Source organism: Bacillus sp. FSL K6-2971 (assembly GCF_038006405.1).
In the GTDB taxonomy this organism is placed as follows: Bacteria; Bacillota; Bacilli; order Bacillales; family Bacillaceae; genus Bacillus; species Bacillus pumilus.
The window spans coordinates 3,306,475-3,330,509 of record NZ_JBBOVD010000001.1 but is presented as its reverse complement, the minus strand read 5'-3'; the positions used below and the strand labels follow the sequence as shown (position 1 = coordinate 3,330,509).

General features: G+C 39.9%; 26 protein-coding genes and 1 riboswitch. Of the genes, 24 read left to right on the top strand and 2 right to left on the bottom strand.

The annotated features are described in order from the left end of the window. Positions 1-3 precede the first annotated feature (3 nt). The 17 genes from MHI33_RS17890 (at position 4) to sufB (ending at position 13,346) form a co-directional block, all read left to right on the top strand. On the top strand, positions 4-1,785 hold the full coding sequence (locus MHI33_RS17890) for an acyl-CoA dehydrogenase family protein (protein ID WP_340912878.1): 1,782 nt from the start codon (positions 4-6) through the stop codon (positions 1,783-1,785). Between the two features lie 110 nt (positions 1,786-1,895). Next, a complete protein-coding gene (locus MHI33_RS17885) occupies positions 1,896-2,252 on the top strand; it encodes an arsenate reductase family protein (RefSeq protein ID WP_003213086.1) in 357 nt (118 codons plus the stop codon). A 66-nt stretch (positions 2,253-2,318) separates the two neighbouring features. Beyond that, entirely contained in the window at positions 2,319-2,702 is a 384-nt protein-coding gene (gcvH, locus tag MHI33_RS17880) for a glycine cleavage system protein GcvH (protein WP_003213614.1), read from the top strand. Between the two features lie 44 nt (positions 2,703-2,746). Further along, the gene (locus MHI33_RS17875; RefSeq protein ID WP_106066273.1) at positions 2,747-2,983 is read left to right on the top strand and encodes a YusG family protein; all 237 of its coding nucleotides are present in this window, start codon (positions 2,747-2,749) and stop codon (positions 2,981-2,983) included. 128 nt (positions 2,984-3,111) lie between these two features. After that, entirely contained in the window at positions 3,112-3,456 is a 345-nt protein-coding gene (locus tag MHI33_RS17870; protein ID WP_044140882.1) for a toprim domain-containing protein, read from the top strand. 12 nt (positions 3,457-3,468) lie between these two features. Then, positions 3,469-3,771, top strand: a complete 303-nt coding sequence (locus MHI33_RS17865) for a thioredoxin family protein (RefSeq protein WP_106067272.1) — start codon at positions 3,469-3,471, stop codon at positions 3,769-3,771. A 120-nt stretch (positions 3,772-3,891) separates the two neighbouring features. Continuing rightward, positions 3,892-4,233, top strand: a complete 342-nt coding sequence (locus MHI33_RS17860) for an SCP2 sterol-binding domain-containing protein (RefSeq protein ID WP_340912875.1) — start codon at positions 3,892-3,894, stop codon at positions 4,231-4,233. A 102-nt stretch (positions 4,234-4,335) separates the two neighbouring features. Further along, a riboswitch (SAM riboswitch) is annotated at positions 4,336-4,444 on the top strand. A gap of 154 nt (positions 4,445-4,598) precedes the next feature. Then, positions 4,599-5,624 (top strand): methionine ABC transporter ATP-binding protein, encoded by a 1,026-nt coding sequence (locus tag MHI33_RS17855; protein WP_265208478.1) that lies wholly within the window; start codon positions 4,599-4,601, stop codon positions 5,622-5,624. Further along, positions 5,617-6,285, top strand: a complete 669-nt coding sequence (locus tag MHI33_RS17850; protein WP_044140880.1) for a methionine ABC transporter permease — start codon at positions 5,617-5,619, stop codon at positions 6,283-6,285. Before MHI33_RS17855 ends, MHI33_RS17850 begins: the two co-directional genes overlap by 8 nt. A 14-nt stretch (positions 6,286-6,299) precedes the next feature. Continuing rightward, positions 6,300-7,121: a methionine ABC transporter substrate-binding lipoprotein MetQ gene (gene metQ, locus MHI33_RS17845; protein ID WP_044140879.1), complete on the top strand. Its 822-nt coding sequence runs from the start codon at positions 6,300-6,302 to the stop codon at positions 7,119-7,121. A 104-nt stretch (positions 7,122-7,225) separates the two neighbouring features. After that, entirely contained in the window at positions 7,226-7,594 is a 369-nt protein-coding gene (locus tag MHI33_RS17840) for a carboxymuconolactone decarboxylase family protein (RefSeq protein WP_003212803.1), read from the top strand. A 215-nt stretch (positions 7,595-7,809) separates the two neighbouring features. Further along, positions 7,810-7,947: a hypothetical protein gene (locus tag MHI33_RS17835; protein WP_162839378.1), complete on the top strand. Its 138-nt coding sequence runs from the start codon at positions 7,810-7,812 to the stop codon at positions 7,945-7,947. A gap of 210 nt (positions 7,948-8,157) precedes the next feature. Beyond that, entirely contained in the window at positions 8,158-8,943 is a 786-nt protein-coding gene (gene sufC, locus MHI33_RS17830) for a Fe-S cluster assembly ATPase SufC (protein WP_044140878.1), read from the top strand. 18 nt (positions 8,944-8,961) lie between these two features. Beyond that, positions 8,962-10,275 carry a Fe-S cluster assembly protein SufD gene (gene sufD, locus MHI33_RS17825; RefSeq protein WP_044140877.1) on the top strand — a complete coding sequence of 438 codons (1,314 nt, stop codon included), beginning with the start codon at positions 8,962-8,964 and terminating at the stop codon, positions 10,273-10,275. Next, positions 10,275-11,495: a cysteine desulfurase gene (locus MHI33_RS17820; RefSeq protein ID WP_106029292.1), complete on the top strand. Its 1,221-nt coding sequence runs from the start codon at positions 10,275-10,277 to the stop codon at positions 11,493-11,495. Before sufD ends, MHI33_RS17820 begins: the two co-directional genes overlap by 1 nt. Next, positions 11,485-11,931 carry a Fe-S cluster assembly sulfur transfer protein SufU gene (gene sufU / locus MHI33_RS17815; RefSeq protein WP_008347017.1) on the top strand — a complete coding sequence of 149 codons (447 nt, stop codon included), beginning with the start codon at positions 11,485-11,487 and terminating at the stop codon, positions 11,929-11,931. The genes MHI33_RS17820 and sufU overlap by 11 nt, the downstream gene beginning before the upstream one ends. Before the next feature lie 17 nt (positions 11,932-11,948). Next, complete coding sequence (gene sufB / locus MHI33_RS17810; RefSeq protein ID WP_003213112.1) at positions 11,949-13,346, top strand: Fe-S cluster assembly protein SufB; 1,398 nt, start codon at positions 11,949-11,951, stop codon at positions 13,344-13,346. Positions 13,347-13,410: 64 nt separating this feature from the next. Here the strand turns inward: sufB and MHI33_RS17805 are convergent, their stop codons facing one another. Beyond that, the gene (locus MHI33_RS17805; protein WP_265208472.1) at positions 13,411-14,061 is read right to left on the bottom strand and encodes an FMN-dependent NADH-azoreductase; all 651 of its coding nucleotides are present in this window, start codon (positions 14,059-14,061) and stop codon (positions 13,411-13,413) included. A gap of 84 nt (positions 14,062-14,145) precedes the next feature. Here MHI33_RS17805 and MHI33_RS17800 point away from each other — a divergent pair, with 84 nt between their 5' ends. Next, positions 14,146-15,078, top strand: coding sequence for a helix-turn-helix transcriptional regulator (locus MHI33_RS17800; RefSeq protein ID WP_340912867.1), 933 nt, complete (start codon positions 14,146-14,148; stop codon positions 15,076-15,078). An 81-nt stretch (positions 15,079-15,159) separates the two neighbouring features. On the opposite strand, the gene MHI33_RS17795 is transcribed toward MHI33_RS17800, so the two are convergent. Further along, the gene (locus tag MHI33_RS17795; protein ID WP_265208470.1) at positions 15,160-16,359 is read right to left on the bottom strand and encodes a DUF418 domain-containing protein; all 1,200 of its coding nucleotides are present in this window, start codon (positions 16,357-16,359) and stop codon (positions 15,160-15,162) included. Positions 16,360-16,612: 253 nt separating this feature from the next. Here MHI33_RS17795 and MHI33_RS17790 point away from each other — a divergent pair, with 253 nt between their 5' ends. From MHI33_RS17790 to MHI33_RS17765, 6 genes are all read left to right on the top strand, one after another. Then, the gene (locus tag MHI33_RS17790; protein WP_106067267.1) at positions 16,613-17,308 is read left to right on the top strand and encodes a response regulator transcription factor; all 696 of its coding nucleotides are present in this window, start codon (positions 16,613-16,615) and stop codon (positions 17,306-17,308) included. Beyond that, entirely contained in the window at positions 17,295-18,602 is a 1,308-nt protein-coding gene (locus MHI33_RS17785) for a HAMP domain-containing sensor histidine kinase (RefSeq protein WP_268508364.1), read from the top strand. The genes MHI33_RS17790 and MHI33_RS17785 overlap by 14 nt, the downstream gene beginning before the upstream one ends. 37 nt (positions 18,603-18,639) lie before the next feature. Further along, positions 18,640-19,068, top strand: coding sequence for a phosphate-starvation-inducible protein PsiE (gene psiE, locus MHI33_RS17780; protein ID WP_034659895.1), 429 nt, complete (start codon positions 18,640-18,642; stop codon positions 19,066-19,068). Positions 19,069-19,651: 583 nt separating this feature from the next. Beyond that, on the top strand, positions 19,652-21,535 hold the full coding sequence (locus MHI33_RS17775) for a glycosyltransferase family 2 protein (RefSeq protein ID WP_217012159.1): 1,884 nt from the start codon (positions 19,652-19,654) through the stop codon (positions 21,533-21,535). Between the two features lie 497 nt (positions 21,536-22,032). After that, a complete protein-coding gene (locus tag MHI33_RS17770; protein ID WP_340912859.1) occupies positions 22,033-22,941 on the top strand; it encodes an alpha/beta fold hydrolase in 909 nt (302 codons plus the stop codon). Positions 22,942-23,080: 139 nt separating this feature from the next. Next, the gene (locus MHI33_RS17765) at positions 23,081-24,034 is read left to right on the top strand and encodes an ABC transporter substrate-binding protein (RefSeq protein ID WP_065098068.1); all 954 of its coding nucleotides are present in this window, start codon (positions 23,081-23,083) and stop codon (positions 24,032-24,034) included. The last annotated feature ends 1 nt before the right edge of the window (position 24,035 follow it).

Genomic DNA, 24,035 nt, shown 5'->3' with positions numbered 1-24,035 from the left:
AGAATGAAAGCAATGGAAGAAGTAAAAAAGGGTGGAAGCTTCTTAATTGATGAGACGAATTATGAACATATCTTTACACCAGAGGATTTCTCTGATGAGCATCAAATGATTGGAAAGACAACAGAGGATTATATTTTACAAGACGTTGTTCCATATATAGATCAAATTGAAAACCATGAATTTGAGCATTCCGTCAGGCTTCTCAAAAAGGCTGGAGAGCTTGGGCTGCTAGGAGCTGACGTGCCTGAAGAATTCGGCGGACTTGGATTAGATAAAATTAGTTCAGCCATTATTACCGAGAAATTCTCCAGAGCAGGGAGCTTCTCGCTTTCCTATGGCGCCCATGTAGGCATTGGATCTCTGCCCATCGTGCTGTTTGGAAATCAAGCACAAAAGGAAACATATCTTCCTGGACTCGCTTCTGGAGAAACGATTGCAGCGTACGCCCTCACTGAACCAGGATCAGGCTCTGACGCCCTTGGAGCAAAGACAACTGCGGTCTTAAATGAAGCCGGAACTCATTATGTGCTGAATGGTGAAAAACAATGGATCACAAACTCCGCATTTGCCGACGTCTTTGTCGTATATGCGAAAATTGATGGTGAACACTTCTCTGCTTTTATCGTAGAAAAGGATTTTCCAGGTGTCCAAACGGGACCTGAAGAGAAAAAGATGGGCATTAAAGGGTCATCGACGAGAACATTAATACTTGAAGATGCTCAAGTGCCGAAGGAGAATTTACTAGGTGAGGCTGGCAGAGGTCACGTCATTGCCTTTAACATTTTGAATATCGGACGCTACAAGCTGGCTGTCGGGACAGTTGGTGCGTCAAAACGTGTCATTCAATTATCGGCAGAATATGCAAATCAGCGTAAGCAATTCCAAACGCCTATTTCTCGATTTAGCTTAATTGGTGAAAAAGTAGCCAACATGTCGGCAAAGCTCTATGCGATGGAAAGTGCTGTTTACCGCACAGTCGGATTATTTGAACAGCGCATGGGCCTATTAAGTGAAGAAGAGCAAAAGGACGGCAAAAAAATCGCCCAGTCCATTGCAGAATATGCGATTGAATGCTCTCTTTGTAAAGTGCTTGGCTCTGAAACTTTAGATTATATTGCGGATGAAGGTGTGCAGATTCACGGCGGATATGGATTCATGCAAGAATACGAGGTCGAAAGAGCCTATCGTGACTCACGGATTAACCGTATTTTTGAAGGGACAAACGAAATCAACCGTCTGCTTGTACCAGGCACATTCTTGAAGAAAGCGATGAAGGGAGAGCTTCCGCTGCTTCAAAAAGCGCAAACCTTACAGGAAGAGCTCATGATGATGATGCCGGAAGAGCCGGGTGATCAGCCGCTCGATCAAGAAAAATACTTGCTCGCCCATGCGAAAAAGATCGCCTTAATGGTATCTGGAATGGCGGCGATGAAGTATGGAAAAGCATTAGACAAAGAGCAAGAGATTCTTGTGAACATAGCGGATATCGTCAATGAACTGTTTGCTGTTGAATCGGCGATTCTGCGTACTGAAAAGGCAATCGCTGCATCAGGGCTAGATAAGAATACTCAAAAGCTTGCTTACACACAAATTTTCACGCAGGAAGCCTTCTTAAAAATTGAAGCCCATGCAAAAGAATCCTTGATCGCGATGGAAGAAGGAGATTCACTCCGCATGAATCTGTCAGCTCTTCGCAAACTGACAAGATTCACCCCGATCAATGTCATCGCCAAAAAGCGCGAAGTGGCGAAACGAATCTTTGAAGCAGAGAAATATATCGTATAAGACGGCTTAAAAGGTGCGGATATCACTCCGCACCTTTTTGTAAGCATACATTTAGGGTTTTAAAATATTTTGTGATAAAATGTTCTCACTACTTGCAGGAGGTGAAAATAGTGGCTTTAGATTTTTATGAATACCCATCTTGCGGTACATGCCGAAAAGCAAAAAAATGGCTGGAAGAACACAATAAAGACATCAACAGCATACATATCGTCGAAGAGACGCCTGATAAAGAAACATTAAAAGCGCTTTACGAAAAAAGCGGCTTAGAGCTGAAGAAGTTCTTTAATACAAGCGGACAGAAATACCGAGAGCTACAGCTGAAAGATCAACTTCCTGCAATGTCAGAAGGCGAGCAGCTCGAATTACTCGCATCTAACGGAATGCTGATCAAGCGTCCGATTACAACAGACGGTAAACGAGTCACAGTTGGATTTAATGAAGATACATTTAAAAGCGTCTGGAAATGATGTAACTTTCATTCAGATTGTGGTATCTTCAATATAGATTGAAAGAAAAGACTGGAGGGGTATTGAATGAGCACACCAAAAGATTTACGTTATTCAGAAGAACATGAATGGGTCAAAGTAGAAGGAGATAAGGTGCGTATCGGTATTACGCATTTTGCTCAATCTGAGCTAGGCGATATCGTGTTCGTTGAGCTTCCTGAAGTAGGAGACAAAATTACAGCGGACGAGCCTTTCGGAAGTGTAGAATCTGTGAAAACAGTTTCTGAGCTTTACGCACCGATCAACGGTACAATCGTCGAAGTGAACGATGAGCTGGATGACAGCCCTGAATTCGTCAACGACTCTCCATACGAAAAAGCATGGATGATCGTGGTAGAGCCAGCTGATACATCTGAAATTGAGAACTTGATGACTGCTGAGCAATATGAAGAAATGACAAAAGAAGACTAATTCACGTGAAATTGGACACTCTACCTTTATGGGGGGTGTCCAATTTGTCTTTTCAAAAAGAACATGTGGATATAACAGATCATGTCACTGGACGATTCAAAGAAAACGGCATGGTGCTGTATCATCAAAATGAAGAGATTGGCACGATGATTAGTGAAAACCAATATGAGTTAAAATCAGGTTATTCCTATGATCAAAATCGTTTTTATCGTCTGACGGATACATTGACCCACGGGACAGAAAAATATGTAGACTGTGATGATGAAAATGGCTGGTGCTAATCACAGATGAGGCTGCAGTGAGCATAAGGTGCAGTCTTTTTAGTGCAAGCGCCTAATCTTTACAACCTGAATGAAAAATTGTAATCTAAGGGAGAAGTGAACAACGTCAAAAGGGCCGGGTGATCGTGATGAATGTAGAGGTAGAAAAGGTCATCATTGTAGAAGGTAAAACAGACAAACAAAAGCTAAAAGAAGTCATAAGTGAACCTGTTACCATCATTTGCACCAATGGCACGATCAGTACATCGAAGTTGGATCAGCTCGTAGACGAATTATTGGGGAAAGACGTTTACATATTAGCAGACAGTGACGATGCAGGCGACAAACTGCGGAAGCAATTTCGAAAAGAATTCCCTGAAGCACTTCATCTTTTTGTCGACAGAACGTACCGCGAAGTGGCCGCTTCACCGTCAGCCCACATTGCATCTATCCTATTAGCTGCAAACATTGATGTTCATTCGAAATATATATGAGGGTGGACGTATATGAAAGAGATTGAAGAACACGAATTCAAGGAGATAAAGGACGATTTATTTCTTTTATACTTATATACACCGTTTTGCGGAACATGTCAGCTGGCAAAGAAAATGCTGGCTGTCGTAGACACCATGCAGCCGGATGTACCTTTTTATGAAAATAACTTAAACTACTCACCAGGCTTTGCGAAAACTTTTGAAATCGAAAGTGTTCCTTGCTTTCTACTGTTTAAAAAAGGTGAGCTGGTGCAAAAAGGCTATGCCTTTCACTCCGTTCCATATCTTCATGAAATGATTGAAACCGCTAAATAAAGCGGTTTTTTGTCATATTTCAAGCACTTCATCTGAAAATTTGTCGAGTTATTTATAAAGGACAAGCGAATGTTTGTAGAGAAATGTTATGTATAACCAAATGACAGGGAGGTTATACATGTGGAAAAAGTGAAAACCCATGGAAACACAGGGCAGCGATTATTGCTAAAGCCGCTGCTCTCATCATCATCCTTGAAGATTACATTTGAGGCGGAAACTGACTCTTGTACATTGATTGTGGATGAGCGTGGTGAAGTGAAGAAACTACCTGCAATTGAGTTATCGGATCTCATCTTTTATGGTGAGAGAAAAGAAATACTTCAATTATTAGATGGACATATGTCCTTACAGCAGTTAATTAGCAGGGGACAAGTGAAAGTAAAAGGGTCATTCCGTGCGCTCCTAAGACTAGAGGCGGTACTTTGGCTGACGAACGGTTTTTTTCGAAAAATGATAACTTAGTCGTTTACTTGGAAATTAGCGATTTACAGCGTTGACATATCTCGGGTAGCATGATATTCTACGTTAGTAAAAACATGAACATCACATAAAACAACATATTTTCTCTTATTAAGAGAGGTGGAGGGACGTGCCCTATGAAACCCGGCAACCGTCAGCATAGCTGAAATTGGTGCCAATTCACTCAAAGCCGCAATGCTTTGAAAGATGAGAGAAAGGCGTATTGAACATAAAAGGCCTTTCTGCTTGCATTGCAGTTAGGTCTTTTTTACTGACCTCACGTCAGGCACGAGGCATTGCAGCAGGAAGAATAAATAACGTATGTGATGGCAACCTATAGATTCAGCAAGAAAGCAGGTGAACAGACTGTGATCCATTTACAGAATGTATCAAAAACGTACCACTCAAAAAGCGGAAATGTTGATGCCGTGAAAGACGTCAACTTGGATATTGAGAAAGGTGAAATATTCGGAATTATCGGGTATAGCGGTGCCGGAAAAAGCTCGCTTATTCGCCTATTAAACGGTCTGGAGCTGCCAACAGCAGGAATTGTTGAAGTGGCAGGCAACCGGATCAATGAAGTATCGAATGCGAAACTTCGGATAGCAAGACAAGAAATCAGCATGATTTTCCAGCACTTCAACCTACTTTGGTCAAGAACGGTGAGACAAAATATTATGTTCCCACTTGAAATCGCAGGTGTAAAGGCATCAAAACAAAGAGAACGTGCGAATGAACTGATTAAATTGGTCGGTTTAGAAGGAAAAGAAAATGCGTATCCGTCTCAGCTAAGCGGCGGACAAAAGCAGCGTGTGGGAATTGCGAGAGCATTAGCAAATGATCCAAAGGTTCTTCTTTGTGACGAAGCGACGTCAGCGCTTGATCCGCAAACAACGGATTCTATCCTTGAGCTTTTAGCGGATATCAATAAACGATTAGGGCTCACGATTGTGCTGATTACGCACGAAATGCACGTTATTCGCAAAATTTGTCATCGCGTAGCGGTGATGGAGAATGGACGCATTGTCGAAGAAGGCGAAGTATTACGCGTCTTCAGACAGCCGAAGGAAGAAATGACGAAGCGATTTGTACAGCAGCTTGCTGAACCAGAGGAAGCGAAAGAAACAATCGAGCACGTCTTAGAGCGTGTAAAAGAAGGTCAGGTCGTACGGTTGTCCTTTATTGGCGATTCTGCCGAGCAGCCGCTCATCACTGAAATCGTTCGATCCTTCCAGGTCGATGTGAACATCCTTCAAGGAAAGATTTCTCAAACGCAGGAAGGCGCGTTTGGAACACTCTTTATCCATATTAATGGAGAAGATACCGAGGTAGAAAAAGCCATCGCCTATATCCAAAGTAAACAGGTTGAAATTGAGGTGATGACACATGTTTGAGAAATGGTTTCCGAACGTTGATTTAGATGTCATTTGGAATGCAACGGGTGAAACAGTCTATATGACACTCATTTCATTGGCGTTTGCATTTGTCATCGGAATTATTCTTGGACTCCTGCTTTTCCTTACAGGAAAAGGCGGTCTTTGGGAAAATAAACCGATCAATGCTGTCATCGGTGCAGTCGTCAACATTTTCAGATCGATTCCTTTTATCATTTTAATTATTCTTTTATTAGGGTTCACGAAATTCTTAATGCATACAATTCTAGGTCCAAATGCAGCACTCCCTGCCCTTGTCATTGGGTCAGCTCCATTCTATGCACGTCTTGTCGAAATTGCACTGCGTGAGGTAGACAAAGGAGTCATTGAAGCAGCACGGTCAATGGGAGCGAAAACATCGACCATCATTTTCAAAGTATTGCTGCCAGAATCATTGCCAGCCCTCATTTCAGGTATTACCGTAACAGCGATTGCTTTAATTGGCTCAACTGCGATTGCAGGTGCAATTGGAGCAGGCGGACTTGGTGACCTTGCTTATGTGGAAGGATACCAATCTGGTAATACAGATGTCACACTTGTAGCCACTGTGTTTATTCTCATCATCGTCTTTATTATTCAAATAATCGGTGATTTGATTACAAATAAAATTGATAAACGTTAAGGGAGGATTTATTCATGAAGAAATTGATTTTAAGTGCACTATTTCTAGCATTTGCAGGCATCTTAGCTGCATGCGGTTCATCTAATAACGCAAGTGATAGCAAAACCATTACGGTTGCCGCTTCAAAAACACCACATGCCGAAATTCTTGAAGAAGCAAAACCACTTCTAAAAGAAAAAGGCTACGATCTAAAAGTGAAAGTACTTAGTGATTATAAAATGTACAACAAAGCATTAGCTGAAAAAGAAGTGGATGCAAACTTTTTCCAACATATCCCTTACTTAAACGAAGAAAATAAATCAAACAAAGATTACAACCTAGTTAGTGCCGGTGCGGTTCACCTTGAGCCATTCGGTATCTACTCTAAGAAGTACAAATCAGTAAAAGATATTCCAAACGGCGGCACGATTATCATGACAAACAACGTAGCTGAACAAGGACGTATGCTTACCCTGCTTCAAAATGCAGGTGTCATCAAGCTTGATCCGAAGGTTGATACAATCAATGCAACGGTAAAGAACATCAAAGAAAACCCAAAGAATCTAAAGTTCAAAAAAATCGCTCCTGAACTAACAGCGAAAGCTTATGAAAACAGTGAAGGTGATGCTGTGTTTATCAACGTCAACTATGCGATTCAAAATAAATTGAATCCGAAAAAAGATTCAATTGAACTTGAGCAAACAAAGAACAACCCGTATGCAAACATCGTGGCTGTTCGCAAAGGTGAAGAAAAATCAGATAAGATCAAGACGTTAATGGAAGTTCTTCACTCTGATAAAATCAAAGAATTCATCGACAAAAAATATGACGGTGCTGTACTACCGGTATCTGAATAACCATGTGTTAACCTCGCTTTCATCAAAGCGAGGTTTTTTTGTGTATTTTTTCAAATCTCGCTCATAATAAAAATGTACAAATGACCTGAAGGGATGGAATGAAGATGAATGAACAGCATATGAGCGGATCCATGCAGCAATCACTGACTGATTATAAAACGGCAATGGGTGAATTTCAGAAGAAAATGCCGGTATTTGGGAAGAAATTCAATGAATTCACGGAGCAGTGCTTTCAGAGCGATTCATTAACGCAAAAGGAAAAACAAATGATTGCCCTTGGCATCAGTATTCATGCACAGGATGAATACTGCATGATTTATCATACAAAGGGAGCGCTCGACCAAGGCGCGACAGAAGAGAATTTGCTAGAGGTCGTCAGTGTGGCGGCAGCGTTCGGCGGCGGGGCAGCACTGAGCCAAGGGATTACTGTCGTTCAGCAATGTATTGACGAATTTGGAGGACAGACGCATTAAGGGAAGGATAAGATGGCATTTTTCCATCTCAAGGAGTTGAGTCGTTCTCAGCCAATTGTGTGAGAAAATATGCCAGCATAGCGCGTCATATCCCTTTTGAGTGAAGCCGCATGCCTTTGATACAATAAAGCTACACTCAAAGAAGGGAATGGTTTATTATTTGTTCGGACCATAGTACACTGGGATTGGATTATACCGCCGAGATGGAAAAGGCCATGCACAAGGCTCATGGCATGAGCTATGCAGAGTACGAAAGAGACCATGACTTACGGATGAAAGTGGAATATAAACGAGAGCAGTCCTATCGAGATGAGAAAAGGCAGCTCGCAAAAATGAATATACGAGGCTATTGATAGCTAAGGGGCGGGGAGAACAGTTTCCCGTCCTTTCTTTATGGAAACAGTCTTTTCGACATAAATCCTTTTATCCACCTGCATTTTTTGTTAGAATTTTGAGAGCATCCTCTCACGTATATCGTGAATGTGTTGTATTCAGTTTTAATTTGTTATAAAATTAGAATGAGAATAAATTGAGAATAATGATTATTTTGGAGGTATCGATATATGACTGCTTCGACATTAACAATTAAGGACTTGCACGTTGAGATTGAAGGGAAAGAAATCTTAAAGGGTGTAAACCTCGAGATAAAAGGTGGAGAATTCCACGCAGTAATGGGACCAAACGGTACAGGTAAATCAACTTTATCTGCTGCCATTATGGGTCATCCTAAATATGAAGTAACAAAAGGCAGCATTTTGCTTGATGGCGAAGATGTACTTGAAATGGAAGTAGATGAGCGCGCTCAAGCAGGTCTTTTCCTTGCGATGCAATACCCATCTGAAATTAGTGGTGTGACAAATGCGGACTTCCTTCGTTCTGCTATTAACGCTCGCAGAGAAGAAGGCGATGAAATCTCTCTAATGAAATTCATCCGCAAAATGGACGAAAACATGGAGTTCCTTGAAATGGACCCAGACATGGCGCAGCGCTACCTAAACGAAGGTTTCTCAGGCGGGGAGAAAAAACGCAACGAAATTCTTCAATTAATGATGATTGAACCAAAAATTGCGATCCTTGACGAAATCGATTCTGGTCTTGATATCGATGCGTTGAAAGTGGTTTCTAAAGGGATTAACAGATTGCGCGGCGAAAGCTTCGGCTGCTTAATGATCACTCACTATCAGCGTCTACTGAACTACATCACACCAGATCACGTTCATGTCATGATGCAAGGACGTATCGTGAAATCTGGCGGACCAGAGCTTGCACAACGTCTAGAAGCAGAAGGCTATGACTGGATTAAAAAAGAGTTAGGAATTGAAGACGAAACTGTTGGTCAAGAAGCGTAAGCGTTAGGAGGATTATTGATGACATTAGAAACGAAATTATCAGTAGATCAAGATTATGTCAAAAGCTTCTCCGAGAAGCATCAGGAACCGGCATGGATGAGTTCCCTTCGCTTACAGGCTCTTGAAAAAGCAGAAGACCTTCCAATGCCAAAGCCTGACAAAACGAATATTTCTAAATGGAATTTAACCAATTTCAAACAGCATACAGTCGAAAGTGCGCCATTTGGATCATTAGAAGAGCTTCCTGAAGAAGTGAAATCTCTCATTGATTTAGAGGACGCGGATAAGACAGTCTACATTCAGCGTGATCAAACGCCAGCATACTTGTCCCTTTCAACAGAAGCGAAAGACAAAGGCGTGATCTTCACTGATCTTCATACAGCGATCCGCGAACATGGAGATCTAGTGCAGAAATACTTCATGACTGATGCAGTGAAAGTAGATGAGCATAAACTAACCGCTTTACATGCTGCTTTAGTGAATGGCGGAGCTTTCCTTTATGTACCAAAAAATGTAGAACTTGAAGCCCCAATTCAAGCCATCTACCTGCATGAAAATGACGACACGACTTTGTTCAACCATGTCATCGTCGTAGCAGACGATCATAGTGCAGTCACATATGTAGAAAACTACATCAGTACAGCAAAACCTGAAGAAGCAATCTTCAATATCGTGTCCGAAGTGTTCACGGGAGCTAATGCCCGCGTCACTTACGGTGCAGTAGATAACCTTTCAGAAGGTGTCACAGTCTATGTGAACAGACGCGGTATGGCAAATGGCCGTGACAGTAAAATCGAATGGGCGCTTGGCTTGATGAATGATGGAGACGTCGTGTCTGAAAACATCACAAAGCTTATGGGCGACGGGACATTCGGTGATACAAAATCAGTTGTTGTCGGCCGCGGGAATCAAACGGAAAACTTTACAACAAGCATCATCCACTTCGGTAAAAACTCTGAAGGGTATATCTTGAAGCATGGTGTGATGAAGGATCAAGCATCCTCTATCTTTAACGGAATTGGTAAAATCGAGCATGGCGCAACGAAGTCAAATGCCGAGCAGGAATCACGTGTTCTCATGCTGAGTGAGAAAGCACGCGGTGACGCAAACCCGATTCTATTAATTGATGAAGATGATGTAACAGCAGGGCATGCTGCTTCTGTTGGACGTGTCGATCCAATTCAACTGTATTACCTCATGAGCCGCGGGATTTCCAAAGAAGATGCAGAAAGACTTGTGATTTATGGCTTCTTAAATCCAGTCGTCAAAGAACTGCCGATTGAAGGAGTTAAAAAGCAGCTCGTTTCTGTGATTGAAAGGAAAGTAAAATAATGAATATCAAAGACGTTCGTGAGCAGTTTCCAATCCTTCATCAGCAAGTGAACGGACATGATTTGGTGTATTTGGACAGTGCGGCGACTTCTCAAAAACCAAGAGTGGTCATTGATGCAATGAATGAGTATTACCGGTCTTACAACTCGAACGTCCACCGGGGTGTTCATACCCTTGGAACAAAAGCAACGGACGCATACGAGGGTGCCAGAGAGAAAGTTCGTGCATTCATCCGTGCTTCATCTGTCCAGGAGATTATTTTTACTAGAGGTACAACAACCGCACTGAATACAGTGGCGATTAGCTATGCCAGAGCAAACCTCAAAGAAGGCGATGAGATTGTCATTACGCACATGGAGCATCATGCGAATATCATCCCTTGGCAGCAAGCGGCAAAAGCAACTGGCGCCACATTGAAATATATTCCGTTACAGGAAGACGGCACGCTATCGCTTGAAGATGTGAAGCAAACGATCACACATCAAACGAAAATCGTCGCTGTCACACATGTCTCAAACGTACTAGGAACCATCAACCCGATTAAAGAAATCGCCAAAATTGCACACGATCATGGTGCCATTATTGTCGTCGATGGTGCGCAAAGCACGCCGCACATGCAAATTGATGTTCAAGATCTAGATTGTGACTTTTTCGCATTCTCTGGGCATAAAATGTGTGGACCGACTGGCATTGGTGTGCTTTACGGGAAGAAGGACCTTTTGAATAATATGGAGCCTGCTGAGTTTGGTGGTGAAATGATCGACTTTGTGGATCTGTATGATTCCACTTGGAAAGAGCTCCCGTGGAAATTTGAAGCGGGAACACCGATTATTGCCGGAGCAGTTGGACTAGGAAAAGCGATTGATTTCTTAAATGAAATCGGTATGGAGGAAGTCAGCCGTTACGAGCATCAGCTTGCCACTTACGCGCTTGAGCGCTTTAAGGAGCTTGAAGGTGCGACTGTTTATGGACCGCAGCACCGAGCTGGACTTGTGACGTTTAACTTAGACGACGTCCATCCGCATGATGCGTCAACTGTTCTGGATACAGAAGGTGTCGCCATTCGTGCTGGACATCACTGTGCACAGCCGCTCATGAAATGGCTTGGTGTATCAGCGACTGCAAGAGCAAGCTTCTATCTGTACAATACAGAAGAAGAGATTGACGAGCTCATCGCAGCGCTCCGTAAGACAAAGGAGTATTTTACGAATGTCTTTTAATGTAAACTTAGACACACTGTACAGACAAGTGATTATGGATCATTATAAAAATCCGAGAAACAAAGGTGTGTTAAACGACAGCATTGTCGTCGATATGAACAACCCAACGTGTGGTGACCGCATTCGTCTCACGATGAAAATCGAAGACGAAAAAGTCATTGATGCGAAATTTGAAGGAGAAGGATGCTCTATTTCGATGGCATCTGCCTCTATGATGACGCAGGCAATTAAAGGGAAAGATATTGAAACAGCTTTGAAAATGTCTCAGATTTTCTCCGATATGATGCTAGGAAAAGAATACGACGATTCCATTGATCTTGGTGACATTGAGGCGCTGCAGGGAGTGGCAAAATTCCCAGCCCGCATCAAATGTGCAACATTATCCTGGAAGGCGCTTGAAAAAGGCGCATCTGCCGAAGATAACGGCAAATCATAAGATTGGAGTGAAAATGGATGGCTAAAAAAATGCCAGATGTTGGTGAATATAAATACGGCTTTTCTGATAAAGACGTTTCCATTTTCCGTTCAGAGCGCGGACTGACAAAAGAGATCGTTGAAGAAATTTCTCGTATGAAAGAAGAGCCTCAGTGGATGCTCGACTTCCGTTTGAAATCTCTTGAGCTCTTTTACAACATGCCGATGCCACAATGGGGCGGAGATTTAAATGCATTAAACTTTGATGAAATTACGTACTACGTAAAGCCATCAGAGCGCTCTGAGCGTTCTTGGGATGAAGTACCAGAAGAAATCAAAGAAACCTTTGATAAGCTTGGGATCCCAGAAGCAGAGCAAAAGTACTTAGCAGGTGTATCTGCTCAGTATGAATCTGAGGTTGTGTATCACAACATGAAGCAAGACCTTGAAGATCTAGGCATTGTGTTTAAAGATACAGACAGCGCATTAAAAGAGAACGAAGACATCTTCCGTGAGCACTGGGCAAAAGTCATTCCTCCGACTGACAACAAATTTGCTGCGCTTAACTCGGCTGTATGGTCTGGTGGTTCATTTATCTACGTACCAAAGGGCGTCAAAGTAGATACACCACTTCAAGCATACTTCCGTATCAACTCTGAAAACATGGGTCAGTTCGAGCGTACACTGATCATCGTTGATGAAGGCGCACATGTGCATTACGTAGAAGGCTGTACAGCACCAGTTTACACAACAAACTCACTTCACAGTGCGGTTGTTGAAATCGTCGTGAAAAAAGGCGGCTACTGCCGTTATACAACGATTCAAAACTGGGCAAACAACGTCTTCAACCTTGTCACAAAACGTACAGTATGTGAAGAGAATGCGACAATGGAATGGATTGATGGAAACATCGGTTCTAAGCTGACAATGAAATACCCAGCGGTCATCCTAAAAGGTGAGGGCGCTCGTGGTATGACATTAAGTATTGCCCTAGCAGGTAAAGGTCAGCACCAAGATGCAGGTGCGAAAATGATTCACCTTGCACCAAACACATCTTCAACGATCGTATCGAAATCGATTTCCAAACAAGGCGGTAAAGTCACATACCGCGGAATCGTTCACTTCGGACGTAAAGCAGAGGGTGCACGCTCAAACATCGAGTGTGACACACTCATCATGGATAACAAATCAACATCTGATACGATCCCTTACAATGAAATCTTAAACGACAACATTTCATTAGAGCACGAAGCGAAGGTATCAAAAGTATCAGAAGAGCAGCTATTCTACTTGATGAGCCGCGGAATTTCTGAAGAAGAAGCAACAGAAATGATCGTCATGGGCTTCATCGAGCCATTCACAAAAGAACTGCCAATGGAATACGCCGTTGAAATGAACCGCTTGATTAAGTTTGAAATGGAAGGTTCGATCGGTTAATAATAAAAGACCAAAAACGTGAAATCAAACGTTTTTGGTCTTTTTGTTTTTGAAAAAATCCAATTCACATCTCGCTAGGCGAGTAAAACTCATCAAAGGCTTTAGACAAATCGTCAGCTGCAGATGTCAAGATCGTTTCTTCCTCTAAAATCGCTGTTCCTTGTGCTCGGACAATATGAAATTGTTGAAAGCCCATCAAGTTATGGAATATTTCATTTAGGTAATCATGTGAAAATTCCAGAGGTGTGTATCGATCGTTATTTGTGAAAATTGAGCCACTTGCTTGAAGCAAAAGTACACGATAATCGTCAGTCATCAGACCAACTGAACCATTTTCTGTATATTTAAACGTTTCTCTAGCAATAAAAATATTATCTATATAATCTTTCATACGTGAAGTCACATTGAAATTATGAACAGGTGACACGATCACAATTCGATGATGTGCTTTGAATTGAGCCAATAAAGCAGATGAAGCAGCAGCGATTTTTTCTTCGGTAGCTGTTAATGTTTGTTCAGATGCTTGCTTATTCCAAATACGTAGCAGCTGGTCTTTTTCGATACGAGGAATTTCAGTTTCATATAAATGTAAAATTGTTGGTTCATCATGAGGGTATCTTTCTTTAAACTGTTCTAAAAATAGTGTTTGCAGTTTGTTTGAATAACTTTCTCGATGAGTGAAATCAGGGTGCGCGTTAATGATTAATGTTTGCATATACATGCTCCTTTTCTTTTGATAAACTGAGTATAAAATATAAAGGTGACAAAACATGTCACCTTTTTCAGAAGGAAAATCAAAATGAAAAAATCAGAACGATTAAACCAAGAGCTTATTTTTTTAAGCGATAAGTACTCATTTCAATTAAAAGATTTAGAAACCGAATTTGGCATATCGAAACGTACGGCTTTGAGAGATATGGAAGAGCTAGAGTCCATGGGTTTAGCTTTTTATGTTGAAAATGGCAGACATGGGGGATATCGACTGGTGAAACAATCTCCAATGGTTCCTATATATTTCAATATCGATGAAGTTCAAGCTATTTTTTTCGCGCTTAAAGCGCTAGACCTAGTATCAGCAACACCATTTAAAAAGTCCTACTCACAAATTCGGCAAAAGCTGTTTGCGACAATGTCTGTTGAGAGAAAACAAATGATCACGGAGAATTTGGATGTGATTCATTACTATAATGTCGCACCAGTTAGTGAACAAAATCATTTGGAATTGATTTTACAGGCGATGATGGAAGATCAAATCGTGAGAATGACGTACACTCAATATGAAAATAAATGGATCAGGCTGCAATTTCTTGAGTTGTTTTATCGAAATGGGATTTGGTTCACCAAAGCATATGAAGTTCAAAATAAAAAGTGGGGCATCTATAGATGTGACTTTATGAAGGACTTGATCATTGAAGAAGAAGGCAGAGGCACCTTTACGAAGGAAGAATTAAAAGAATTGCAGCTCAAGTACGAAAAAACTTATCATGATATCTCATTTAAATGTCGTTTAACGGAACAAGGAAAAGAAAAGTTTTTGAAGAATCATTACCCGAATATGAGATTGGAGATCATTGATGATACTCCATATATTGTAGGTGGGTACAACCAAGAAAAATTATCGTATATGACTCACTATTTGATCTCATTTGGGAAGCATGTGAAAATTGAATACCCAGATGAATTAAAAGAGAGTTATTTGACTCAATTACAAGAAATGATTGAGCAGTATTGAAAGTGAACGGATTGTCTCTGAATTACAAACTTAACATATTAAAAAAGGCGAAATGTAGCCATTCGCCTTTTTTCTTTTCTTTTACTTCGCCGCATGAAATGTATTGGTTTTCGATCTGTCATTGACCTTCCCATACGTCAGCTGCCGCCAAATAAATTCCATCGGTCCATACTTAAACCGCTTTAACCAAAACGTACTGAAAAGCACAAGGAAGACATACACGCCAATAGCCATGAAGAACGTACCAGCCGGCTGAAGATGATCGACAAGCCCCGCTCCATATTTTAGAAATAGCATGGTTCCAATGATTGAGTGAAGCAAATAACAGGTTAGTGACATCCGCCCGACTTTGGTAAATACCATCAAAGCACCTCGCAGCTGAGGAACGTGTAGAAACAGCATCGCAAGTGTACTCATATAAAACATACTGCCAGTTAATCCTCCGTTTTGTTCCAGAGCAGTGGCCATGTTCACCCAGAGTGTATTTTCAAAAGGATTGATCGCTGCTATGATCGTACTGCCTTGTGTGATGAGAAAAGCGATGGTACAAATGATCCAAATGCGATTCCAAATCGTTTTTTTCGCCTCCATGTTTTTGAAAAACTCCATTTTCACAAAATAAACACCAAGCAAAAACATGAAGAACATGGAATAGACGATTGAAAATGAGCTGGAAGCCATCGTCACCATATCTGTCCATCGGTCACCAATAGATGCTAAATAAGTCAGACTGTTGTGGCTGGTCAAATCAAAATCGGCAAGGTCCGGCTTGCCCGATGAGCCTGTACTGATGGTATGAAGCAGCATTGTGAAAAAGGGTGTGAGCAATTGAATCACAAAGAGTGTGATCAGCCAGTATCGGATGGTTTTGGCTGTACGTTTGTAAAAGAAAAGCAATAAAAAGCCAGCGACTGCATAATACGCTAAAATATCACCAATCCAAACAAAAGTGACATGCAGAAGGCCAAATCCTAAGAGAATGGTTAATCTGCGGGCAAACAGCTTGTTCGGACTGTCCACCTTCTGAGCAGCTCGATCCATAAAAATCATAAAACCAACCCCGAATAGGAAGGAGAATAACGTAATGAATTTCCCTGAGGCGAACCAATTCACCAAGTTGTGAAAGACATCATTTGCTTCCATATCGAATCCCTTCGCCGAATCCACGATCAAAAAGTAATTCACCAGAATAATTCCCATTAAGGCAAATCCCCTTACGATGTCTAAGAAATGAACCCGATCTTTCAAACTCATCGCGTGTGCTACTTTGTTTGCATTCATATCCATGCTCCTTTTCTTGTTATAATAGATGTGATTCGGATCTAATCATTGATCCTTACAATGAATCAATATAAAGACCAATTCTTAACAATTTATGAAGAAGCAAATTTTGGGAAATGAATGTGACAAATTGATGGCAGACCTTCACTTTCATATCCTGTTAAGATTTATACCGTATTCTTTTCACGTTGTTAGATGATATATAGTAAAGACATAAAAGAAAGTACATCACGTATCATGAGGTGAGAGAGACATGACGCATCGAATATTAGTCGTAGAAGATGATCAGGATATTGGAGACCTTTTGCAGGAATCCCTTACACGCGCAGGATATGAGGTGCTGAGAGCAATGAATGGCGAGCAAGCATTGAAGCTTGTGAACGATTCACTCGATTTGGTGATTTTGGATGTGATGATGCCAGGTATTTCAGGCATCGAAACGTGCCAGCAGATGAGAGCCTCCTCTAACGTCCCGATTCTATTTCTGACAGCCAAATCAAGTACATTCGATAAAACCGAAGGCTTACTCGCCGGCGGGGATGATTATATGACAAAACCTTTTTCACAAGAGGAGCTTCATGCTAGAGTGATTGCACAATTACGCAGGTATACTGTCTATCAGGAAAAGAAGGAACAGGAAGAAACTTTTCTTGTTGGGGGCAAGCTAAGGGTGAGCGAAGAATTTAATGAAGTGTGGAAAGAAAATCAACAAATCAAGCTATCTGATTTAGAATATCGTATGTTGAAGCTGCTCATGAGCAGGCGAAACAAAATCTTTTCAGCCCAAAATATTTATGAGAGCGTGTGGGGACAGCCTTATTTCTATTGTTCCAACAATACGGTGATGGTGCATATTCGAAAGCTGCGTGCCAAAATTGAAGATGATCCTGCACGTCCTGTATATATCAAAACAGAATGGGGAAGAGGATACCGATTTGGCACATCGTAAATATACACTAGCCAAAAAGCTAGCACTATTGATTTTGACAGCTACGGTCGTGAGTGGACTTGTCTTTTTGACGCTGCAAAAGATCACCAATGACCTCATTGACGGATATTTGAGTTCGGACGAGTATTACGAGGAGGAGTCAGCCAAGTACATTCAAAAATTCAGCCGCTACGTGTCAGAGAATGAGCTGTCTTCTACAGATCGAAAAGCGTTTGGTGAGTGGGTGAAAAAAGAGAATTACATTAATTTGACCATCTTCAAGGATGAAGTGCTGCAATATAACTCTATCTATTCAGCTGCTGATGAATCGGCGTATGGAAAAGAAAAGGTGACCCAGTACGCTGAGCATCATTCGTATCCAGTTCAGTTTAGCGACGGTGAAGGCCGCGTCATGGTGGATGGTTTCTATTCATCTCGTTACCACGATCTTGCCTTTACACTCGAGCTGCTCGGAGCGACACTTATTTTTCTCCTCATTGTTCTGCTTGGCATTCGCAAAAGTTTACGCTACCTGCAAACGATTCACCAAGACATTCATATTCTTGAAGGTGGCGAGCTGGACTATGAGATGACGGTGAAAGGGCATGATGAATTAGCAATGATTGCCAAAAGTATTGAGGATCTTCGTAAAGCTTTTCTGGACAAGCTCCAAGCCATTGACGAGCTGCAAGAAGAGAGTCGCAGTCTGGTGACCGAGATGTCACACGATATGAGAACACCGCTGACGTCGCTGATGATGAATTTAGAGTTTGCGAAAAAAGAGGAGGCTGGAGCGGATACACGTAAAGATCAATATATAGTAAGTGCTTATGAAAAAGCACTGCAATTGAAAAATCTATCTGATAATCTGTTTGCCTATTTTCTACTTGATAAAGAACATGAACCTGAGCTTGAGACCGTTGCAGTCAAAGAGGTCATTTACGATCTCTTATCAGATCAGGTGGCGATCTTGCAGCAAGAGACATTCAAGGTTCATCTTTTAGGAGAGCTGCCCGACAGCTATATCAACGTGAATGTCGAGGAACTTGGCCGAGTGTTTGATAATCTGATGTCGAACATACTGAAATACGCCGATCCGAAAAAAGACATCAATCTCACGTTTCTATCCGATCAAGAAATGTTTGAGATCCATGTGAGCAATGCGATAAAAGAGACAAATGGCACGCAGGAAAGCACTGGACTTGGTGAACGAAGCATAAAACGAATGATGTCCCGCATGCACGGGCAGTTTGAAAGGATGGAAAAGAACGATGTTTACTACATCGTGCTGCGATTCTGGCACATCAAAATATAAATCACAAATGAATAACATGGAATGGAGAGACAATCTAATGAAACGATTCAACAACTTCCAAAAGGTACCCGATCTCTTGCAAGGTCTTCTGAATATCTGTCTATTCTTTCTGGCCATTGCATTAAGCGTCCTCTTAATTAGTGAAACTTGGTATATTGTCCAATTCGTCTACAAAACTTTGTTTAACAAAGGAGAAAGCTATTATGGGATGCTTGGAGAACTGCTGATCTTCTTTATGTATTTTGAGTTTATTGCCTTAATTATAAAATACTTTAAATCCAACTTTCATTTCCCGCTTCGCTACTTTATTTATATCGGCATCACAGCTGTCATCCGTTTGATTATCATCGATCATGAAGAGGCTGTATCGACGTTCTGGTGGGCGCTCGCCATTCTTGCTATGACCTGTGCACTCTTTATCGCCAATAAACGACATACCGCGCAGGAGCATGAAGAAGTGAAGTGAGGGAAGAAGACGAACGATTGCCGTTCGTCTTTTTTCGTGTAAGGGTATTGACGAGGTGAACACTTAGTCGTCATCTGTCTATTAATGAATAGAAGTGTATTTAGTTGAGTGATCAGCGGGATGAAAAAGGTTTTTAAAAAGCAATTTATCTGATGTACGTATTCTTATATGCTTTAGAAGCGTTTTCCTTCCAACGACATTCATCATCATGATTCTAGGAACAGGTGGCGATTGAATGCAAAGTTTTTTAGTAGAACAATTCCCTATACTTTAAACAAACAAGCGTTAAAATAAGTCATTGGTATTATACAAAGTCAGGCTTTTCTTATAAAGTAGGTATATATGAATCATTTAATATGTTAATTTATTTGTTGTGAAACTTTTTTTGGAGTGTACTTTCTTCTACACCATCATTTTCTATGGTAAAATACTCTAAAATACTATGTTATTGCTATAGAAAATCTTTATCTTTATTTAACAATAAAATTTTTGTTGGATTTCTTATAAAAGTATATAATTTAAAATAGGAAACTAAATTTAGAAGATTGTCTGGAAGCAAGATGATTGAAAGTAGAGGTCTTATATGGAGAAATTATTATCGATAATCATTCCTGTATACAATAAAGAAAAATTCTTAAAGAATTGTGTTAACTCCATTATCAATATTAATTTTGATAAAGAGAAAGTAGAAGCCATTTTTGTAGATGATTGCTCAACAGATTTATCTGTTGATATTTTGAAAGAATTTCAAAAACAACATTCATTTATAAAATTAATTCAATTAAGTAAGAACTCAGGCAGTCCTTCCTTACCGCGAAATGTAGGAATTTCAGAAGCAAAAGGAAAGTTTATAACACTTCTTGATGCAGATGATTGGCTAGATAAAGAGGGCTTTCCGAAATTATTACTTCAAGCAGAAAAAAATGATGCCGATATAGCTTTTGGTCTACTAGTAAAACATACAGATCATGCAATCAAAAAAGGAGCAAGGTTTACTTCCTTCGAAGAAAAAAATAGGTTAATTCCATATGAAATAGACAAAATTTTTAGATCTGTAGGTCCGCCTGCAAAAATCTTTAAAAAATCGATTGTGGACAATCATCAAATTGAGTTTAAACATATGAAGTATGGAGAAGATAAATTATTCTTTATTGAACTCATCTCTAAATGCAAAACAGCGTCTATGAATACAATTCCTGTATACCATATTAATCGATATAAATTTAATCAATCTCTTGTTGGAGAGACAAGTATACTTGAAAAAACAGAATATAATTTAAAAGTACTAGAAGCAGTCTTGAAATTAGACATTCCAAAACAAGCAGCATATAATGCCATAAATAGAATTATTGAGCTTGATTTTTTAATTAGACTTTTTAAGAGAAAACGATTTATCATAAGTGAAGAAAAAAATAAATATTATGAACTCTTTTTCCGTTTAGTTAAATTAATGAAAAGAAATGGATTGAATATTGAGGATTTTATTCAATGTGATAAACTTGCTCTTTTGTTTCAACTTATTTCAAATCAAGAAGAAGAACAATTGTTAGATTATCTTCTTATCTTAACAAATGAAGGAGCAGCTAATAAATATATAGAAGATAATAAGGTTTATTATACTTTGCCGCCTTCAATCTCATATGATAAACGAATATGCGAACCTTTTTTTGCAGTATATGATGGAACTAAAAGAGTAGATGGGGAAATGTATGAAACCGTCCGTATTTATTGTGATTCACAGAAGCTTGTAAATAAAGTGTTATTAGTTGAACTAGGTAACGATTTAAATGAAAAAGAAGTACCAACAATTATAAAAGACAATATAGTTTATATTAAATTGAACGACCTCGATAAAATTGATTATGACTATAATATTGTCATAATATATGATCGTTATAATCCTGTCATAGTTAATGCAACATACCCTAGTGCGAATCCATTACATCAATTAAATAGGCAAAAATTCAAAATTGAATTTATACAAGAAAAAAATCATAAAAATATAAATCTTGACCTTTATATAAACAAAGCACCTGTATCAGTTGTTACAACTTCAAAGATTAAAGTTTATGATGATCGTGATTTTAAACACTTTATAGGGCATGAAATTGAAAAGGGACAACTTTTAAAAATTAAAGATATTACCTATAGTAAAAAAGGTACTCCTAGATTAATTTTAAATACGAATCAATTTATTACAGCTAATAAAAAGTTTATACAAGAAATAGAATTGGATCAGTTAGTGAATTACATTACTGACATTCCGCAAAGAGTAAAAATATTAAAAAAATGCAATTTGTATGAAACTAAAAACTTCAAAAAAGATCCTATTTCTGTTTTGAAAAAAAACGATTTAATTGAAGTACACTCTATAGAATTTACAAAGAATTTAATCCCGAGACTCAAAACATCAGAAGGTTTATATCTAACAGCAAATAAAGAATTTGTGAATCAAGTTATTGAATAAAGATAAAAGGCTATAAGTAAAAAACTTATACTCTAAGATTGTAGAGAACTCATGTTTTTCTACAATCTTTTTTATTTGTTAACTTTTGTATGAAGAATTAAAGTATTTAAAAAGGTCTATTACCTGCTTAGTCTCGCTAAGCAGGTGTGTGGTAATCTGACTCTTAGCTGAATTTCGCACACTGGCATTTTGTTTTCCTGTCAATCAGTAGTAGTGAAGTCTTTCTTTTCATCGACATTCATCGTCAGTATTCTACCAACAGGGAGCGATCGTATGAGAACTATTCAAAGTTTATTACGAAAAAGAAATTTCATATAGTTGGTTATTTTAATCTATTCTTATAAGTTGAAATCAAATATCCAGATAAAGAGTCCAAATCTTCGGCATCATTGAAAGTAAAACCTTCCCATTGCGGAATATCACTCATTAGGATATAGGAATGAGGATGACTAGCGCTTGCTGGCCATTCTCGCTTCTGTTTGAAGGAGCGAAAAAAATTGAAAGATATCGAGACAGAACCGTTCTCATTTGCAAGTATGCAGCAGGCAGCTCCTGTTCAGATTCCAGAAAGACAATTCATGCCATCACACGACGGCACAAGCCTTGCGTATTATCCGTTTTTAGCAGAAAAAAAGAACGTGGCAAATGTCATTTTGATCCATGGCGGAGGCGCTCACAGCCTAGCTGGTTACGAGCATATCGCCGATACGCTGCAACATGATTTTCATGTGAATACGTTTTTAATCGATTTAAGAGGTCACGGCCATTCGGAAGGGAAAAAGGGTGATACACCTAGTGTCACAGATGTGTGGCACGATATTTCGCAGTTTGTGGATACGGTCAAACAGCAGCATAAAGGAGCCGTTTATCTCTGCGGTCATTCATCTGGAGCGGGATTACTGCTAAACTACCTATTTTGGCCGAAAAAAAGAGAAGTAGACGGTTACTTTTTTATTGCCCCTGAATTTGGCTATCAATCAGGCACTGCGAGCCCTAATCAAATCCCTTTTGCAACCGTTCAAGTATGGAAATTCGTGCTGTCTGCCATGACAAAAGGATTGTTGATGAGTCATTCTGAAGCCGTGCGTTTTCATTATCCGGCATGGGCAGTTGAGCAAGACCCGCTTTTGTTGACAGCCATCACCGTCAATCTAGCACTTGCCTTAACCCCATCTGTACCTAAAAAACAATTTGCGATGATGGATCGGCCATATGCGATGTTAGTAGGAAGTGATGATGAGCTGTATGATATAGAAAAATTTCCTGCCTATCATGAGCTGCCTGATGAAACGATTAGAAAACAATCAGTCTATGAAGTGATGGATGGACATACCCATTTGTCGGTGTTACTAGAAGCGGGAAAACGGATTGGAAGTGGCATCCAAATATGGAATCGTTCTATTTAGTATGAACAACTAGTCAACACTCTCCCTTTTTCTTAAAAATTTACATTGACACCATCCTTTTCTATGATAAAATCATAGTGTGATAATGAGAATCGTTATCAAACGATATGACTACATATAGAATGGATAGGTGAGGTACATGTTCAAAAAATCTTTTTGGTCGCTATTAGTTGTGCTCTCCATCGTTTTACTTGCAGCTTGCGGCAGCAATAGCAGTGAAGGCAAGTCAGATAGTAAAGAGAAAACGAGAACCGTTGAAAGCGCTATCGGTTCAACTGAAATTAAAGGATCGCCTAAACGTGTGGTGACGCTGTACCAAGGAGCAACCGATGCAGCAGTCGCGATGGGCATTAAACCAGTGGGTGTTGTAGAATCTTGGCTTGAGGCACCTACGTATAAATATTTAAGAGATGACTTAAAGGATGTCAAAATTGTTGGGCAGGAAATACAGCCAAACTTAGAGGAAATTGAAAAGCTTAACCCAGATTTGATCATTGCATCAAAAGTCCGCCATGAGCAAATTTTTGATCAGCTGAAAGAAATCGCTCCAACTGTTGCAACAGAAACAGTGTTCACATTTAAAGATACAGTGAAATTAATGGGTGAAGCGTTAAATCAGCAAGACAAGTCAAAAGAATTGCTAACGAAGTGGGATGACCGCGTCGCTGACTTCAAAGAAAAAGCGAAAAAAGACATCAAAAACTGGCCAATGAGTGTGTCTGTAGTGAACTTCCGTGCAGATCATGCTAGAATCTATCAAACTGGATTCGCAGGGTCAATTTTAACAGAGCTAGGCTTTGAAGGACCTAAGAATGTCAAAGATAAAAAGCAAGACATCATTACACTGACAGACAAAGAGAGCATTCCGCAAATGGATGCAGATGTCATCTATTACTTCATGGATGATCAAGATAAAGCCGTTGAAAAAGCATATAAAGAGTGGACGAGTCATCCTTTATGGAAGCAGCTTGACGCAGTGAAAGCGAAACAAGTGCATAAAGTCGATGAAATCACTTGGAACATGGGCGGCGGTATTATCGCTGCAAACATGATGCTTGATGATATTGATGATCGTCTCGGAATTGATAAATAAG